The organism is Methylobacterium sp. 77, from assembly GCF_000372825.1.
GTDB lineage: Bacteria > Pseudomonadota > Alphaproteobacteria > Rhizobiales > Beijerinckiaceae > Methylobacterium.
This window is the reverse complement of record NZ_KB910516.1, coordinates 2,938,780-2,954,333: the sequence shown is the minus strand read 5'-3', so window position 1 is coordinate 2,954,333 and position 15,554 is coordinate 2,938,780. Positions and strand designations below refer to the sequence as shown.

Genomic DNA, 15,554 nt, shown 5'->3' with positions numbered 1-15,554 from the left:
TCCCGTGTCAGACGAGACCGTTCACGATCACGCCCCCCTCGACGCGCAGGATGCGGGCGAGGCCGAGCCGCAGGCCGCCGCCCCCGAGGCGGTCGCGGCACCGCGCCCGCCGCGCACGCTCCGAGGCCTGCTGCGGGTGATGTTCCACCTCGCGATCGAGCGCTCCTACGCTCGCGTCGGTCTCGTCGGCCTCGGCTTCGCGCTGGTCTTCCTCACCATCGCCGGACGCCTCGTGGCGATGGCGGCCTTCCCGCAGGCCGATAACGGCGACAACCGCGTCGCCGCCGCCGCGACCACCGCGATCCGCCCCGACATCGTCGACCGCAACGGCGAGATCCTCGCCACCGACATCCGCACCGTCTCGGTCTTCGCCGAGCCGAAGAACATCTACGACAAGGACGAGGCGGTGGAGCTCCTCACCGCCGTCCTGCCCGAGCTCAACGCCACCGACCTGCGCGCCAAGCTCTCGACGAAGAAGGGCTTCGTCTGGGTCAAGCGCGAGATCACGCCGAAGCAGCAGCTCGAAGTGCACCGCCTCGGCATCCCCGGCATCGGCTTCCTGCCCGACCACAAGCGCGTCTATCCGAACGGCACGGCGGCGGCACACATCCTCGGCGTGACCAACCTCGACAATGTCGGCATCGCCGGCATCGAGAAGTACATCGATTCGACGGGCCTGAAGGACCTCAACAGCCTCGGCTTCGTGGCCAAGTCCACCGATCTCAAGCCCGTCCAGCTCTCCATCGACCTGCGGGCGCAGTTCGCGCTTCGCGACGAACTCGCCTGGGGCATCGATCACTTCAAGGCCAAGGCCGCGGCCGGAATGATCCTCGACGTGACCACGGGCGAGGTGATCGCGCTCGCCTCGCTGCCGGATTTCGATCCCAACAACCCGGCCGAGGCGAACAATCCCGACCGCATCAACCGGATGAATGTCGGCGTCTACGAGATGGGTTCGACCTTCAAGGCTATGACCCTCGCCATGGCGCTGGATTCCGGCAAGTACAACGTCAACTCCACCTTCGACACCCGTGGCGGCGTGCTCACCTGGGGCCGGCAGAAGATCCACGAATATCACGGCACCAACCGCACCATCACCATGCCGGAGGTGTTCACCCACTCCTCCAACATCGGTTCGGCCAAGATGGCGCTCGGCATCGGCGTGCCCGGCCACAAGGCCTTCCTGAAGAAGATGGGGCTCACCGACCGCATGCGGACGGAATTGCCCGAGAGCGCGGAGCCCATCGTTCCCTCGCGCTGGACCGAGATCAACACCATCACCATCGCCTTCGGCCACGGTCTCGCGGTCGCGCCGCTCCAGGCGGCGGCGGCGGTGGGCGCCATCACCAATGGCGGCAACCTCATCGTGCCGACCTTCCTCAAGACGACCGAGTCCGAGGCGCTGGCCAAGGCCACCCGCGTGCTCAAGCCGGAGACCAGCGAGGCGATGCGCTTCATCATGCGCCTCAACGCGGTGGAGGGCTCGGCCAAGAAGGCGGCGATCCCGCTCTACTATGTCGGCGGCAAGACCGGCACGGCCGAGAAGGTGATCCACGGCCGCTACGTCAAGAACCGCCTGTTCACGACCTTCATGGCCGCCGCGCCCATGGACAAGCCGAAATACCTCTTCGTCACCATCATGGACGAGCCACAGGGCCTGCCGGAATCCGGTGGTTACGCCACCGCCGCCTGGAACTCGGGCGTCGTCACCGGCCGCGTGATCGAACGCGTCGCTCCGATCATCGGCCTGCCGCCGCAATTCGAGCCGCCGGTGAAGCCGTTCCCCCTGATGGTGAAGCTCGGCGCGTATCACGCGACGATGCTCGACGCCCGATGAGCGGCGCGACGCTCGGCGGCCTGTTGCCCGAGGCCGAGACCGGAGCGGCCGCCGGCCGGATCGTCCACGGCGTCACCGCCGACAGCCGCCGGGTCATCCCCGGCGGCGTCTTCGTTGCGGTGCCGGGGACCAAGGTCGACGGCAAGGCGTTCGCCGCCAAAGCCTTCGCGGATGGCGCTTCCGCCATCGTTGGAGAGGGCGAGCGTCCCCGCGATCTGCCCGCCGACGCACTCTGGATCGCCGTCGCCGATGCGCGCCGGGCGCTCGCTCTGGCTGCCGCCCGGTTCTCGGGGCGCCAGCCGGAGACGGTCATCGCGGTGACCGGGACCAGCGGGAAGAGTTCCGTCGCCGACTTCGTCCGCCAGATTCTCTCGCGCCTGACCTTCGCCTCGGCCAGTCTCGGGACCGTCGGCATCGTCACCGATCGCGGCGCCGAATACGGCTCGCTCACCACGCCCGACCCGGTCTCGCTGCACGAGACCCTGGCGCGGCTGGCCGAAGACGGCATCACCCATCTCGCCATGGAAGCCTCGTCGCACGGGATCGAGCAGCGCCGGCTCGACGGCGTCAGGCTCGATGTCGCCGGCTTCACCAATCTCGGCCGCGACCACCTCGATTACCACGCGACCATTGAGGAGTATCTCGCGGCCAAGCTGCGGCTGTTCACGACGCTTCTGCCGGCAGGCGCCCCGGCGGTGATCAATGCCGATGGCCCCTATGCCGAGCGGGTCATCGAAGCCGCCAGCGCGGCCGGCCACGGCGTCCTGACGACGGGCGCGAAGGGCGACACGATCCGCCTCGTCGATGCCCGCACCGAGGGGTTCTCGCAGGCCCTGACGATCCGGCTCGCCGGCGACGACGCGAGCCATCGCGTCGACCTGCCCCTCGTCGGCGGATTTCAGGTCGAGAACGCGCTGCTCGCCGCCGGCCTCGTCGGTGCCGCCATCGGCCTCGACCGGATGGTGGATATCCTCGCCACCCTCGACCATCTCACCGGCGTACCCGGCCGCATGGAGCGGATCGGCGAGGTCAACGGCGCCCTTTGCCTGGTGGATTACGCCCACAAGCCCGAGGCGCTGGAGAGCGTGCTGATCGCCTTGCGCCCCTTCGCCTCCGGCCGCCTCGTCTGCGTCTTCGGCTGCGGCGGCGACCGCGACACCGGCAAGCGCCCGCTCATGGGCGCCATCGCCGCGCAGAGGGCCGACGTCGTCATCGTCACCGACGACAACCCGCGCAGCGAGGAGCCGGCCTCGATCCGCGCCGCCATCCTCGCCGCCTCGCCCGGCGCCGTCGAGATCGGCGACCGGGCCGAGGCGATCCGCCATGCCGTGCACGGGCTAAAGCCCGGCGACGTGCTGGTGGTCGCCGGCAAGGGTCATGAAACCGGCCAGATCGTCGGCCTACAGGTGCTCCCGTTCTCGGATCACGACGTGGTCCGGTCCGCGATCGCGGAGGTGAGTGCGTGAGATCGACCGAGAGAGAATCGCTGATTTCCGCGCGTTTCACCTTCCCCCTTTGTGGGGGAGGGTACGCGCCCGGCCGCTCCATGCATGAGTCCGCCCGATGACCCCCCTCTGGACCCCCGAGGCCCTGGAAGCCGCCACCGGCGGCACTCTGCTCGGCAACCCCAAGCCGATCACCGGCGCCTCCATTGATACGCGGACGCTCCAGCCGGGCGACCTGTTCTTCGCCATTCGCGGCGAGGCGCGGGACGGCCACGACTTCGTGCGCGATGCCCTTGCCCGCGGCGCGGGTGCGGCGGTGGTCGATGCGGCACGGGCCGAGGAGTTTTCGGGGGCGGGCGGCGTGCTCGCCGTGTCGGGGGCCGGCGAGGACCCTATCCTCGATGCCATGCGCGCGCTCGGCGAAGCGTCGCGGGCGCGCAGCCAAGCTGGCATCGTCGCCGTCACCGGGTCCGTCGGCAAGACCGGGACCAAGGAGGCCCTGCTCCACGTTCTCTCGGCGCAGGGGACGACCCACGCCTCCATCGCCTCCTACAACAACCATTGGGGCGTGCCGCTCACCCTGGCGCGGATGCCCGCCGGCAGCCGCTACGGCGTGTTCGAGATCGGCATGAACCATCCGGGCGAGATCGTGCCGCTCACCGCCATGGTCCGGCCCGATATCGCCCTGATCACCACCGTCGAGCCGGTGCATATCGAGCATTTCGCCTCGCTCTCGGCCATCGCCGACGCCAAGGGCGAGATCTTCTCGGGGCTGAACCCAGGCGGCACGGCGATCATCAACCGCGACAATCCGAGCTACCCGCGTCTGCTCGCCCATGCGCTGGCCTCGAAGACCGGCCGCGTCGTGACGTTCGGAGAGCATCCCGAGGCCGATGTCCGGGCGCTTCGCATCGTCATGCGGCCCGACCTGTCGGTGGTGGATGCGGTGGTGATGGGCATCCCCGTCACCTACCAGCTCGGCACGCCGGGCCGGCACGTGGCGATGAACTCCCTCGGTGTCATGGCGGTGGTCCATGCCCTCGGTGCCGACCTGGCCCGGGCCGCCCTGTCCCTGGCGGCGCTGAAGCCGCCCGTGGGGCGCGGCGAGCGCACGGCCTTGAAGCTCAAGGACGGCGAGGCCTTCCTGGTGGACGAGAGCTACAACGCCAACCCGGCCTCGGTCCGTGCCGCTTTGGCGACCCTGTCCGGGATCGAGACCGGGCCGCGCGGGCGCCGCATCGCCGTGCTCGGCGACATGCTCGAGCTCGGCTCTGCCGCCGAGGAGCACCATCGCGCGCTCGCTTCCGCCGTGGACGAGGCCAAGGTCGATCTCGTCTTCACCGCCGGCCCGATGATGCGCCACCTGTTCGAGGCGCTGCCGATGAATCGGCGTGGCGTCTCGGCCGGCATCTCGTCCGATCTCGTCGATCCGCTCCTCGGCGCGCTGCGTCCCGGAGACGCCGTGATGGTCAAGGGCTCGAACAGCATCCGCATGGGTCGGATTGTCGAAGCCCTCAAAGCCCGCTACGCGGGCGCCGTGGACCGCGCCGAGTCGGCGCAGGCCGCGATCCGCCAATAGACCTCCGTGTCAGTTCCGGCTCAGGCCGGAAGCGCCCGCAAGCCGGGCGACGCGGCGGGGATGGAAAGGCGCGCGGCCTCCTCCAACCCCGAAATGTCCATCGTCAGCTAAACCGCGGCCGGGTGCTGGATGCTGTATCTCCTGTCGGACCTGAGCGGCACGCTCACGCCCCTCAACGTCTTTCGCTACATCACCTTCCGCACCGGGGGCGCGCTGTTCACGGCAGGCCTGTTCGTGTTCTGGTTCGGGCCGCTGATCATCTCGCTGCTGCGCCTGCGCCAGGGCAAGGGCCAGCCGATCCGCGAGGACGGCCCGCAGACCCACCTGACCAAGCGCGGCACGCCGACCATGGGCGGCCTGATGATCCTGGCCGGCGCCATCGTGGCGATCCTGCTCTGGGCCAACCCGCGCAATCACTACGTCTGGGTGACGCTCGCCGTGACCCTGGGCTTCGGCGCCATCGGCTTCTACGACGATTACCTGAAGGTGACGAAGCAGTCGCATAAGGGCTTCTCGGGCAAGTTCCGGCTGCTGCTCGAAGCCGCCATCGCGATCGCGGCCTGCCTGCTGATCTCGATCTATTCGGCGCCCGCCCTGCAGAACCAGCTCGCCTTCCCGGTCTTCAAGGACGCGCTCCTGAATCTCGGCTGGTTCTACGTGCTGTTCGCCGGCTTCGTCATCGTCGGCGCGGGCAATGCCGTGAACATCACCGACGGGCTCGACGGCCTCGCCATCGTGCCGGTGATGATCGCCTGCGGCACCTTCGGCGTCATCGCCTACCTCGTCGGCAACGTCTTCACCGCCGGCTACCTGCAGGTGAACTACGTCCGCGATACCGGCGAACTCGCCGTCGTCTGCGGCGCGGTCATCGGGGCCGGCCTCGGCTTCCTGTGGTTCAACGCGCCCCCGGCGCAGATCTTCATGGGCGATACCGGCTCGCTGGCGCTCGGCGGCCTTCTCGGCACCGTGGCGGTCGCCACCAAGCACGAGATCGTGCTCTCCATCGTCGGCGGCCTGTTCGTGCTGGAGATCATGTCCGTGATCATCCAGGTCGCCTCGTTCAAGCTCACCGGCAAGCGCGTCTTCCGCATGGCGCCGATCCACCACCATTTCGAACAGAAGGGCTGGAAGGAGCCGCAGGTCGTGATCCGGTTCTGGATCATCGCCGTGATCCTCGCGCTGGCCGGCCTTGCGACGCTGAAGCTGCGCTGACCGCTCGCCATCTCCCCAACTCTCCCGCTCATCCTGAGCTGCATCGGCGAAGCGGATGCGTCGGGATGAGGTCGCGGGACGGATGGGGTAGAGGGTAGGGGCAGGCCCGAAACTCAAGGCGTCCGAGACCGCGCATGACCCCCGTCACCACCTTCTCAGGCCGCAAGGTCGCCCTGTTCGGCCTCGGCGGCTCCGGTCTCGCCACCGTCCATGCGCTGTGCGCGGGCGGCGCCGACGTGCTCGCCTGGGACGACAGCCCCGAGAGCCAGGCCAGGGCACGGGAGCAGGGCGTCACCGTCTCGGATCTGCGCAGCGCCGACTGGTCCGGCTTGTCGGCCCTGATCCTGGCGCCCGGCGTGCCGCTCACCCACCCCGTGCCGCACTGGACCGTCGATCTCGCCAAATCCGCCGGGATCGAGATCATCGGCGACGTGGAACTGTTCTGCCGCGAAAGGGCCAGGATCGCTCCCGATGCGCCCTTCGTCGCCATCACCGGCACCAATGGCAAGTCCACCACCACCGCATTGATCGCCCATATCCTGCGCGAGGCCGGCCGCGACGTGCAGATGGGCGGCAATATCGGCACGGCGATCCTGTCGCTGGCGCCCCCCGCCGACGACCGGGTCCACGTGATCGAACTGTCCTCGTTCCAGATCGACCTGACGCCGTCGCTGGCGCCCAGCATCGGCGTGCTTCTCAACATCACGCCGGACCATCTCGACCGGCATGGGACGATGGAGAACTACGCCGCGATCAAGGAACGTCTCATCGTCGGCTCGTCCCTCGCCGTGGTCGGGGTCGACGACCTGCCGAGCCGCGCCGTCGCCGACCGGCATTCCGGCCCGCTCGTGCGGGTCGGTGTCGCGAGGCAGGATGTGGATGGGCTCACCGTCCGCGACGCGAGCGTGAGGGGCCGCTCCGGCGAGATCATCGCCGATGTCTCCGGCATCGGTTCGCTGCGCGGCGCGCATAACTGGCAGAATGCGGCTGTCGCCATCGCTGTCGCCCAGGCCCTCGCCGTCGCCGATGGGCAGATCGATGCGGCGCTTCACAGTTTCCCCGGCCTACCGCACCGGATGGAGGAGGTCGGCCGGCGCGGGCGGGTGCTGTTCGTCAACGATTCCAAGGCGACCAACGCCGATTCCACCGAGAAGGCGCTCACGGCCTTCCACGACGTCCATTGGATCCTCGGCGGCAAGCCGAAGGAGGGCGGGATCGAGATGCTGGAGCCGCTATTCGGCCGCGTCGCCCATGCCTATCTGATCGGCGCGGCGAGCGACGCCTTCGCCGCGACGCTGGAGGGCAGGGTGGCCTATACCCGCTGCGTCACCCTCGAAGTCGCGACGCGGCGCGCGGCGGAGGCGGCGGGCCTGTCGGAGGCGCCCGAGCCGGTGGTGCTGCTTTCGCCGGCCTGCGCCTCCTACGACCAGTTCAGGAGCTTCGAGGATCGCGGCGACCAGTTCCGGACGTTGGTGCACGCGTTGGTGTGAGACGAATCCTTCCCGAGGACTTCGCGAAATCTCAACACTTCCCGCGCTTTGCTGAATGTCGAGGTGGTCCGTCGGCCGCCTTCCTTCGGGGAATGGCGCGGCGCGCATGAATTCCATCACCGCGGGACCCGGATCGCGCTGGCGCGCCGGGGCCTGGTCCAACGTCCAGGTCGTCGATGTCCTTCGCGGTTTCGCGAGCCTGCTGCATGCGGCGTTCATCTTCTTCGCCTGTTTCGCCTTCAGCGCCGCCTCGCCCTACGACATCATCGCGATTCCGACGATCCTGCTCTGGCTCTGCCTCGGCATCCGGCTCCATCGCGGCGCGCTGCCCCTGGCCATTCTGCTCGTTCTCTATGTCGGGACGATCGTAGTCGCCCTGATGCCGTATCTCGGTGAGCCGGACCCGGTGGCCTGGACGATCCAGCTCGCCTACCTCGCCATCACCGCCATCTTCTTCTCGATGCTCTATGCCGACCGTTCGCAGGAGCGGGTCGAGATCGCCCTCAAGGCCTATCTCGCGAGCTGCCTCTTCAGCGCCACCCTCGGCATCGTCGGTTATGCCGGGCTCTCCGGTTCGGACGAGCTTTTCGCCCGCTGGGGCCGCGCGGCGGGAAGCTTCCAGGACCCGAACGTCTTCGGCTCGTTCCTGACCCTCGGTGTCCTGTATCTCCTGCACGGCCTCCTGCTCGGAACGTCGCGCCGGCCCCTGCTCGCCTTCCTGGCGCTGCTGTTCCTACTCGTCGGAATCCTGCTGTCCTTCTCCCGGGGCTCGTGGGGCGGTTCGCTCGTCGCCATCGTCGTCATGGTCTCGGCGATCTACAGGACGAGCGCCTCGCGGCACCTGCGCCGGCGCATCGTGGCCCTGAGCCTCGTTGCCGGCCTCGGCGGCGCCATGGCGATCGGGGGCGTGCTCTCCATCGGCAATATCGGTGAGACGTTCACGCAGCGCGCCTCGGTGACCCAGGATTATGACGAGGGTGAAACCGGGAGGTTCGGAAACCAGCTCCGGGGTCTCGCCCAACTCACGGAGGAGCCGATGGGAATGGGGCCGCTGCGCTGGCGGAGGACCTACGGGCTGGAGCCCCACAACTCCTACATCGGCAGTTTCGCCAATGGCGGCTGGGTCGGTGGCATCACCTTCATCGGCCTCGTCCTGGCCACGACCTTCGTCGGGTTCCGGCTGATGTTCTACCCGTCACCGTTCCAGCGCCATGCCCAGATCGTCTGGCCCGCATTGCTGATGTTCTTCCTTCAGGCGGTCCAGATCGACATCGAGAAATGGCGCCACGTCTACATGATGCTCGGCATCGTCTGGGGGCTCGAAGCGGCGCGCCTGCGCTGGGCGACGAGCCAATGGCGCCTCGACCGCCACTAGTCTGGCCGTCTTCACCGTGTCGGCGAAGCCTCACCCAACGACGGAGTGGACCCGGTCGGGAGACCCAAGGTTGAACGCCCCGGCAAAAACCGCTCCGATAAATCGGATGTTATCCTGACGGCCGACATTGCTGATGCCCTGCAAGGCTATCGACCCTGCTAGGCCGTCACCGCACCTCAACGAGGCCCGATCCTTGACCATGCCGTCTCAGGAGGCCGAGCGCGTCGCCGCGCTTCACGGCCTCGGCATTCTCGATACGCCGCCCGAGGAGCATTTCGAGGCCGTGTCCCGCACGGCCAAGCGCTTGTTCGGCGTCGAGAAGGCCTTCGTCTCCTTCATCGATGCCGACCGCCAGTGGATCAAATCGGATTGCGATCTCTCGGTGAAGGAGATGCCGCGCCAGCAATCGTTCTGTCACCACACCATCGCCGGCGGCGACATTCTCGTCGTGCCGGACGCGCGTCTCGATCAGCGCTTCGCCGAGAACCCGCTGGTGACCGGCGCCGACCCCATCGTCTTCTATGCCGGCGTGCCGCTCTGCCTCGCCTCGGGGCATCGCGTCGGCTCGTTCTGCCTCATCTCCAGGAACACGCGGGATTTCAGCACGGAGGATGCCGCCTCCCTCAGGGACCTCGCCGCCACCGTCACCGCCCATCTGCGCCTCGCCGATGCGCATGTGCGTCTGGTTCGGGAGGCCGAGGACAGGGCCGCCCATCAGGCGACGATCGCCGGGCAGCGCGATGAATTGCAGCAGCGCCAGACGGCTCTCGCGAGCGCGCATCACCTGCTCGCCATGGCCGAGGAAGTCGCCGGCATCGGCCATTGGCGTGTCGGGATCGCCGACGGTCAGACCCTCTGGTCCGACGGCGTCTATCTGATCGCCGGGCTCGATTCCTCGGGTCCGTCGCCGTCGCTCGGGGATGCCATCGCCCTGTATCATCCCGACGACCGCGAGGTGGTCCAGGCCAGCATCTCGGATGCGCTGTCGCGCAAGGGTGATTTCACCTTCGAGGCGAGGATGATGCGCCCCGACGGAGAGCCCCGCATCGTCGTCGTCCGCGGCATCTGCGAGCTCGATGCGAGGGGAGAGGTCACGGCCCTGTTCGGGGCGGCCCTCGATATGACGGATGCGCGCCAGTCCGATGCCGCGCTGCGGGAGCGGACGAGCCAATTCCGTCGTCTGGTCGACGCCGTGAGCGATTGTGCCTTCGTCACCCTCGACCGGACCGGCCATGTCTCCAACTGGAACAGCGGGGCCGAGCGCATCACCGGCTATTCCGCGACCGAGGCCATCGGCCGCCACGTGTCGCGCTTCTACACGCGCGAGGGGCTCCAGGCGGGCGCGCCGAGTATGGCTCTCGCCACGGCGGCATTCGAGGGACGGCTGAAGTTCGAGTGCTGGCGCGTTCGCCGCGACGGGTCCGAATTCTTCGCGAGCGTCGCCATCGATGCCATCCGCGACGAGGGCGGCGCCGTGATCGGCTATGCCGAGATCACCCGTGACATCACCGAGCGCCGCGCGGCGGAACTGGAGCTGAAGCGGAGCGAGAATCGCTACCGCACCCTGTCGGAGGCGTTGCCCGTCCTGGTCTGGACGACCCGCCGTCCGCGAGGCACCGCGAATTACGTCAATCCGGCCTTCACCGCCTTCTACGGCGATATCGGCCCCGAGCGGAGCGAACGCACCGCGCGCAACCATCCCGATGATGCCGAACGCATGGAGCTCGCCTGGCGGGACGCGCATACCCATGGGCGGACCTTCACCATCGAAGGGCGTCTCTGCCGGCATGACGGCGTCTACCGCTGGCACAAGATCGTGATGATCCCGGTCCCGACGCATGACGACCGGGTGCCCGATGCCGCCGAATGGCTCGGCACCGCCCTCGACATCGACGACATCATCACCGCGCGCCAGCGGCTGGAAGAAACCACGGACCTGTTGCGCATCGCCCAGAAGGCGGCCGATGCGGGCACCTGGGACCTCGACCTCTGGACCGACGTCATCACCCTTAGTCCGAAGGCCGTCGGACTGTTCGGCCTCCCCGGCGAGGCCGCGCGCGCCATGCCGGCGCGGGACTTTATCGGCGTCGTCCATCCCGACGATGTGGAGGCGGTGCGCGCGGAGGCCATGCGCGCGATCCGGAGCCGGACCAACTACATTGCCGAATACCGCATCTTCGTGGATGCGGAGGTGCGCTGGATATCGACGCGCGGGCGTGTGCTCTACGACGCCGCCGGTGCTCCCTACCGCATGGTCGGCCTGCATTTCGACATTACCGAGCGCAAGGCGGTGGAAGCCGCCCTGCGGGCGGCGACCGCCGAGGCCGAGCGGGCCAGCGCGGCCAAGAGCGATTTCCTCGCGGCCATGAGCCACGAGATCCGCACGCCGCTCAACAGCATCCTCGGCTATGCCGACCTCCTGCTTGAGGATCCGAGCCGGACGCCGGAGGACCGGCGGCGCCTGGAATTGATCCAGGGGTCGGGCGCCGCCCTGCTCACGATCGTCAACGATGTCCTCGACTTCTCGAAGATCGAGGCGGGCCAGTTCACTCTGGAATTGCTGCCGTTCCCCTTGCGCGACCTGATCGAGAACACCGTCGAGATCGTGCGCGGCAGCGCCCTCAAGAGCCCGGTGACCATCCTGTCGCGACTGGACGGCGCGTTGCCCCTGTTCGCCATGGGGGATGCGAACCGGCTCAGGCAGGTGCTGCTCAACCTGCTCAACAACGCGGTCAAGTTCACCCCGGCCGGCTCCGTCAGTCTCAACGTCACCCAATGCGGCGAGAGCGCGGCCGGCCCCCTCCTGCGCTTCGAGGTGGTGGATACCGGAATCGGCATCTCGTCCGAGCAGCAGGAACACCTGTTCCAGCGCTTCAGCCAGGTCGATTCCTCCATCAGCCGCCGCTTCGGCGGCACCGGCCTCGGCCTCGCGATCTGCCGCCGCCTCGTCTCGATGATGGATGGAACGATCGGGGTCACCAGCAGTCCCGGTGAGGGATCGACTTTCTGGTTCACCCTCGTCCTGCCCCGTGCGGAGGCGGCGGGCGCCGTCAGGAAGCAGCGCGAGTCCGGCACGCCGGCGGACGGGAGCGCCAGGGATGCCGGCGCGCCGAAGCGGGCGCGGATCCTCGTCGCCGAAGACGTGCCGGTGAATCAGGCACTGGCCCGCGCGGTCCTCGAACTCGCCGGTCACAGCGTCGAAGTGGTGGGAGACGGTGCCGAGGCTGTCGCCGCGATCCGGGCCACGGCGGGCGGGCCCCATGCCTTCGATCTCGTTCTGATGGACGTTCAGATGCCCGGCATGGACGGGCTAGCCGCGACGCGCCTGATCCGCGCCCTGCCTGCACCGGCCTGCACGGTGCCGATCGTCGCCATGACCGCCAACGTCCTGCCCCAGCAGATCGCATCGCTGACCGCCGCGGGCATGGATGATCACGTCGGCAAGCCGTTCAAGCGCGATGCGCTCTATGCCGTCATCGCCCGGTGGACCGCCCCGTCGGCCAGCGCTAATGCCCCGGTTCCGCCGAAGGACCCGACCATCCTCGATCACGAGGTCTACGATTCGTTGAAGGACATGGTCGGGCAGGAGCGGGCGAGAGCCTTGCTGTCGATGCTCGCCGACGAACTCGTCGACCGGTTCGGACCGTCGCCGAAGGCCGCCGACTTGATCGGTATCGATCGGTCGGAACTGGCCTACGACGCTCACGTCATGGTGTCGGCCGCGGGGCTGCTCGGCTTCGTCGGCCTGTCGGATCTCTGTCGCGAGATCGAGGTGGCGTGTCGCAACGACGACGATCTGGCGCCGTTGATCCAGCGCCTCACCACCGTCCGGGACGGCACTCTCGGAACGATCAGGAGGCTGCAGGCCGCCTGATCGTTCGGGCCCTCGTCACTCCTCGTCCGGCTCGGGGTCGACCGTCCAGACCGTGGCGAAGGCGGCGAGCTGCATCGCATCCTTAAACGCCATGACTGATACGCTGCGCTCGGCCGGCATTGCTCCCGGATAGGGGGCGATCAGCACGGTCTCCTGCGACAGGCGCGCACCGGGGGCCTTCTCGGCGATCCAGGCTTCCGCCTCGGCGCAGAGCCGGGCCGGATCGGACGGATCGCGTGCGCGGGAATCGGAGCGCAGCACGAGGAGGTAGGGGCCGAGGGTCGGGTTGCGCTGCTGCAATCCCTGGATGATGTCGATCATGGTCGCTTCTCGTCGCGTTCCTGCCCGGGAGCCGACGAACGACTCCCGGGTGAAATCCGGCGTCTAATTCGGATGTGGCTCAGTGCAGCTTGACCCGTGGCTCCGTCCGTCTCGTCAGCGCGCGGGCCAGGGTGTCGAGGCCGGTCTTGATCGTGCCGTGCAGGGCCTGCTCGTGCATCTTGTAGAGCGAACGGTACATCATCCGCGCGAACAGCCCGGCGATGAACATGTTCTTGCCCTGGATGAACCCCATCAGGTTCCCCACCGCGGAATACTCCCCGAGCGAGACCAGCGAGCCGAAGTCGCGATACTTGAACGGCTTCAGGGGCTCGCCCGCCATCTTGATCGGGATTTGCTTGACGAGATGGCTCGCCTGCTGGTGCGCCGCCTGCGCGCGGGGCGGGATCGGGGTGTCCGAGCCCTTCTCCACGAGATAGGCGCAATCGCCGATGGCGAAGATGTCGGGGTCGCGCGTGGTCTGGAGCGTCGGCGTGACCACGAGCTGATTGTTGCGCGTCGTCTCCAGGCCGCCGATGTCGTGCAGGAACGGAGGCGCCTTCACGCCGGCCGCCCAGACCACGAGTTCGGAGGGAATGAACCCGCCATCGGCGAGCTGGACGCCTTCGGGGCGGACTTCGGTGACGCGCGCCTCGGTCCGCACATCGACTCCGATCTCGTTCAGCAAGGCCATCACCTGGAACGAGAGCCGCTCGGGGACGGCCGGCAGGATGCGGCTCGCCGCCTCGACCAGGGTGATCTTCAGGTCCTTCGCCGGGTCGATCCTGTCGAGGCCGGTGGAGGCCACGTCGCGGGTGGTGCGATGAAGCTCGGCGGCGAGCTCGGTGCCCGTGGCGCCGGCTCCGATCACCGTCACGTGGAGCTGGCCGGGGCGTACCGGACCGACCTGGGTATGCGCGCGCAGCATGCCGTTGACGAGGCGCTGGTGGAAACGCACCGCCTGGTCCGGCGTGTCGAGGGCGATGGCGTTCTCCTTCACGCCCGGCGTGCCGAAATCGTTGGTGGTCGAGCCCACCGCCAGCACCAGCGTGTCGTAGGGGACGGACCGGACCGGGGTCACCTCGCGGCCTTCGGCATCGTGGCTCGCGGCGAGCTGGATCGTGTGCGCGGCGCGGTCGAGCCCGGTCATCGAGCCGATGCGATAGCGGAAATGATGGTGGTGGGCATGGTGGAGGTAGTCCACCGCATGATGGCCCACGTCGAGGCTGCCGGCGGCGACTTCATGCAGCAGCGGCTTCCAGATATGGGTGCGGGCCCGGTCCACGAGGGTGACGTGGGCCTTGCCCTTCCTGCCCAGCGTATCGCCGAGCTTGGTCGCGAGCTGAAGACCCGCCGCGCCTCCGCCGACGACTACGATGCGGTGGAGGTTGTCCACGGTTTCGCCCGGTACCATGCGTTCCCTCATCCTCAACGTTCAGCGGCAGGCCGTTCGGCTTTCGTCCGCACGGGTAGTATAGGCAAAAACCGAGCGCACGGCAGCGTCGGTGGCAAGCGACCGCCAACATTCTCAGGCGAATCTTTCACCTATGATATCCTGCCGAGTCATCGCGGCGGGAACTTCGGCGGAACTCTGGGCGAAATCTTGGGCGGGATTTTGCCGCCGATCGGTTCAGGCCGGCGCTCCGGGCTGGCGCAGCGGGTGTGCCTTGGCGAAGGCGTCCTGGGACAGGCAGTCCTCGGCGATCCGCTTCACCGTGGGATAGGGCGCGGTCTCCACGCCGAAGATGCCGGTGCCGACCCAGAGGCTCACGAGGCACAGATCGGCATGGCTGATCGCATCGCCTTGCGCGTAGCGGCCGGTGCCGGGCTCGTTGGCGAGGCGGGTCTCCAGCGTCCCGAGGCCCATCTCGAACCAGTGCCGCACGAAGCCCATCATGCGGTCCTTCGGGATGTCGTAGGCCGACATCAGGTAGGTGCGGACCCGGGGCACGTAGAGCGGATGGGTGTCGCAGGCGACCACCTGCGCCAGCGAGCGGGCGCGGGCACGGGCCTTCGGCTCGCTCGGCAGCAGGGCGGGTTCGGGATGGATGTCCTCGAGATAGTCGAGGATCGCCAGCGACTGGGTCAGGGGTGGGCCATCGCCGTCGAAGAAGGCCGGCACCGCGCCTTGCGGATTGATGGCCAGAAAGTCGGGCTTGTGCTGGTCGCCCGCATCGAGGTCGATGAAGGTTTCCTCGCAGGCGAGACCCTTGAGGTTGAGGGCGATGCGCACCCGGAAGGCGGCGGCCGAGCGCCAATTGCCGTACATCTTCATGGCCGTAACCTCCCTCGTCCGATCCGGGCGCGGACAACACCCGACAACGGTGCCGGCCGCAAGTGCCGATTGCGTCAGGGGTGTCCGAATGCCGTGGTTATGACTGGCGTGGCCATGATCATGCATTTGGCAGCGGCGGCGCCTTCGCG

The 15,554-nt window shown here is 68.1% G+C and carries 10 protein-coding genes; 7 read left to right on the top strand and 3 right to left on the bottom strand.

Annotation, left to right across the window (positions count from 1 at the left end; genetic code table 11):
- The first annotated feature begins 4 nt into the window (after nt 1-4).
- The 7 genes from A3OK_RS0113925 (at nt 5) to A3OK_RS0113895 (ending at nt 12,812) form a co-directional block, all read left to right on the top strand.
- Nucleotides 5-1,837, top strand: a complete 1,833-nt coding sequence (locus A3OK_RS0113925) for a penicillin-binding protein 2 (protein WP_019905498.1) — start codon at nt 5-7, stop codon at nt 1,835-1,837.
- Entirely contained in the window at nt 1,834-3,303 is a 1,470-nt protein-coding gene (locus tag A3OK_RS0113920; protein ID WP_019905497.1) for a UDP-N-acetylmuramoyl-L-alanyl-D-glutamate--2,6-diaminopimelate ligase, read from the top strand. Before A3OK_RS0113925 ends, A3OK_RS0113920 begins: the two co-directional genes overlap by 4 nt.
- Nucleotides 3,304-3,400: 97 nt before the next feature.
- Complete coding sequence (locus A3OK_RS0113915) at nt 3,401-4,861, top strand: UDP-N-acetylmuramoylalanyl-D-glutamyl-2,6-diaminopimelate--D-alanyl-D-alanine ligase (RefSeq protein WP_019905496.1); 1,461 nt, start codon at nt 3,401-3,403, stop codon at nt 4,859-4,861.
- Between the two features lie 129 nt (nt 4,862-4,990).
- On the top strand, nt 4,991-6,073 hold the full coding sequence (mraY, locus tag A3OK_RS0113910; protein WP_019905495.1) for a phospho-N-acetylmuramoyl-pentapeptide-transferase: 1,083 nt from the start codon (nt 4,991-4,993) through the stop codon (nt 6,071-6,073).
- A 134-nt stretch (nt 6,074-6,207) separates the two neighbouring features.
- Entirely contained in the window at nt 6,208-7,563 is a 1,356-nt protein-coding gene (gene murD, locus A3OK_RS0113905; RefSeq protein ID WP_019905494.1) for a UDP-N-acetylmuramoyl-L-alanine--D-glutamate ligase, read from the top strand.
- Between the two features lie 106 nt (nt 7,564-7,669).
- Nucleotides 7,670-8,938 carry an O-antigen ligase family protein gene (locus A3OK_RS0113900; RefSeq protein ID WP_051093015.1) on the top strand — a complete coding sequence of 423 codons (1,269 nt, stop codon included), beginning with the start codon at nt 7,670-7,672 and terminating at the stop codon, nt 8,936-8,938.
- A gap of 199 nt (nt 8,939-9,137) precedes the next feature.
- On the top strand, nt 9,138-12,812 hold the full coding sequence (locus tag A3OK_RS0113895; protein ID WP_019905492.1) for a PAS domain S-box protein: 3,675 nt from the start codon (nt 9,138-9,140) through the stop codon (nt 12,810-12,812).
- Nucleotides 12,813-12,827: 15 nt separating this feature from the next.
- On the opposite strand, the gene A3OK_RS0113890 is transcribed toward A3OK_RS0113895, so the two are convergent.
- From A3OK_RS0113890 to maiA, 3 genes are all read right to left on the bottom strand, one after another.
- On the bottom strand, nt 12,828-13,133 hold the full coding sequence (locus A3OK_RS0113890) for a hypothetical protein (protein WP_019905491.1): 306 nt from the start codon (nt 13,131-13,133) through the stop codon (nt 12,828-12,830).
- 79 nt (nt 13,134-13,212) lie between these two features.
- Nucleotides 13,213-14,544: an NAD(P)/FAD-dependent oxidoreductase gene (locus A3OK_RS0113885; protein WP_019905490.1), complete on the bottom strand. Its 1,332-nt coding sequence runs from the start codon at nt 14,542-14,544 to the stop codon at nt 13,213-13,215.
- A gap of 216 nt (nt 14,545-14,760) precedes the next feature.
- The gene (gene maiA, locus A3OK_RS0113880; protein WP_019905489.1) at nt 14,761-15,405 is read right to left on the bottom strand and encodes a maleylacetoacetate isomerase; all 645 of its coding nucleotides are present in this window, start codon (nt 15,403-15,405) and stop codon (nt 14,761-14,763) included.
- Nucleotides 15,406-15,554: the final 149 nt, after the last annotated feature.

Bases quoted from the DNA above. Each gene is read 5' to 3' on its own strand.
- A3OK_RS0113890 (WP_019905491.1), bottom strand. From the start codon at position 13,133: ATGATCGACATCATCCAGGGATTGCAGCAGCGCAACCCGACCCTCGGC.
- A3OK_RS0113915 (WP_019905496.1), top strand. From the start codon at position 3,401: ATGACCCCCCTCTGGACCCCCGAGGCCCTGGAAGCCGCCACCGGCGGC.
- murD (WP_019905494.1), top strand. From the start codon at position 6,208: ATGACCCCCGTCACCACCTTCTCAGGCCGCAAGGTCGCCCTGTTCGGC.
- A3OK_RS0113895 (WP_019905492.1), top strand. From the start codon at position 9,138: ATGCCGTCTCAGGAGGCCGAGCGCGTCGCCGCGCTTCACGGCCTCGGC.
- A3OK_RS0113885 (WP_019905490.1), bottom strand. From the start codon at position 14,544: ATGGTACCGGGCGAAACCGTGGACAACCTCCACCGCATCGTAGTCGTC.
- A3OK_RS0113920 (WP_019905497.1), top strand. From the start codon at position 1,834: ATGAGCGGCGCGACGCTCGGCGGCCTGTTGCCCGAGGCCGAGACCGGA.
- maiA (WP_019905489.1), bottom strand. From the start codon at position 15,405: ATGAAGATGTACGGCAATTGGCGCTCGGCCGCCGCCTTCCGGGTGCGC.
- mraY (WP_019905495.1), top strand. From the start codon at position 4,991: ATGCTGTATCTCCTGTCGGACCTGAGCGGCACGCTCACGCCCCTCAAC.
- A3OK_RS0113900 (WP_051093015.1), top strand. From the start codon at position 7,670: ATGAATTCCATCACCGCGGGACCCGGATCGCGCTGGCGCGCCGGGGCC.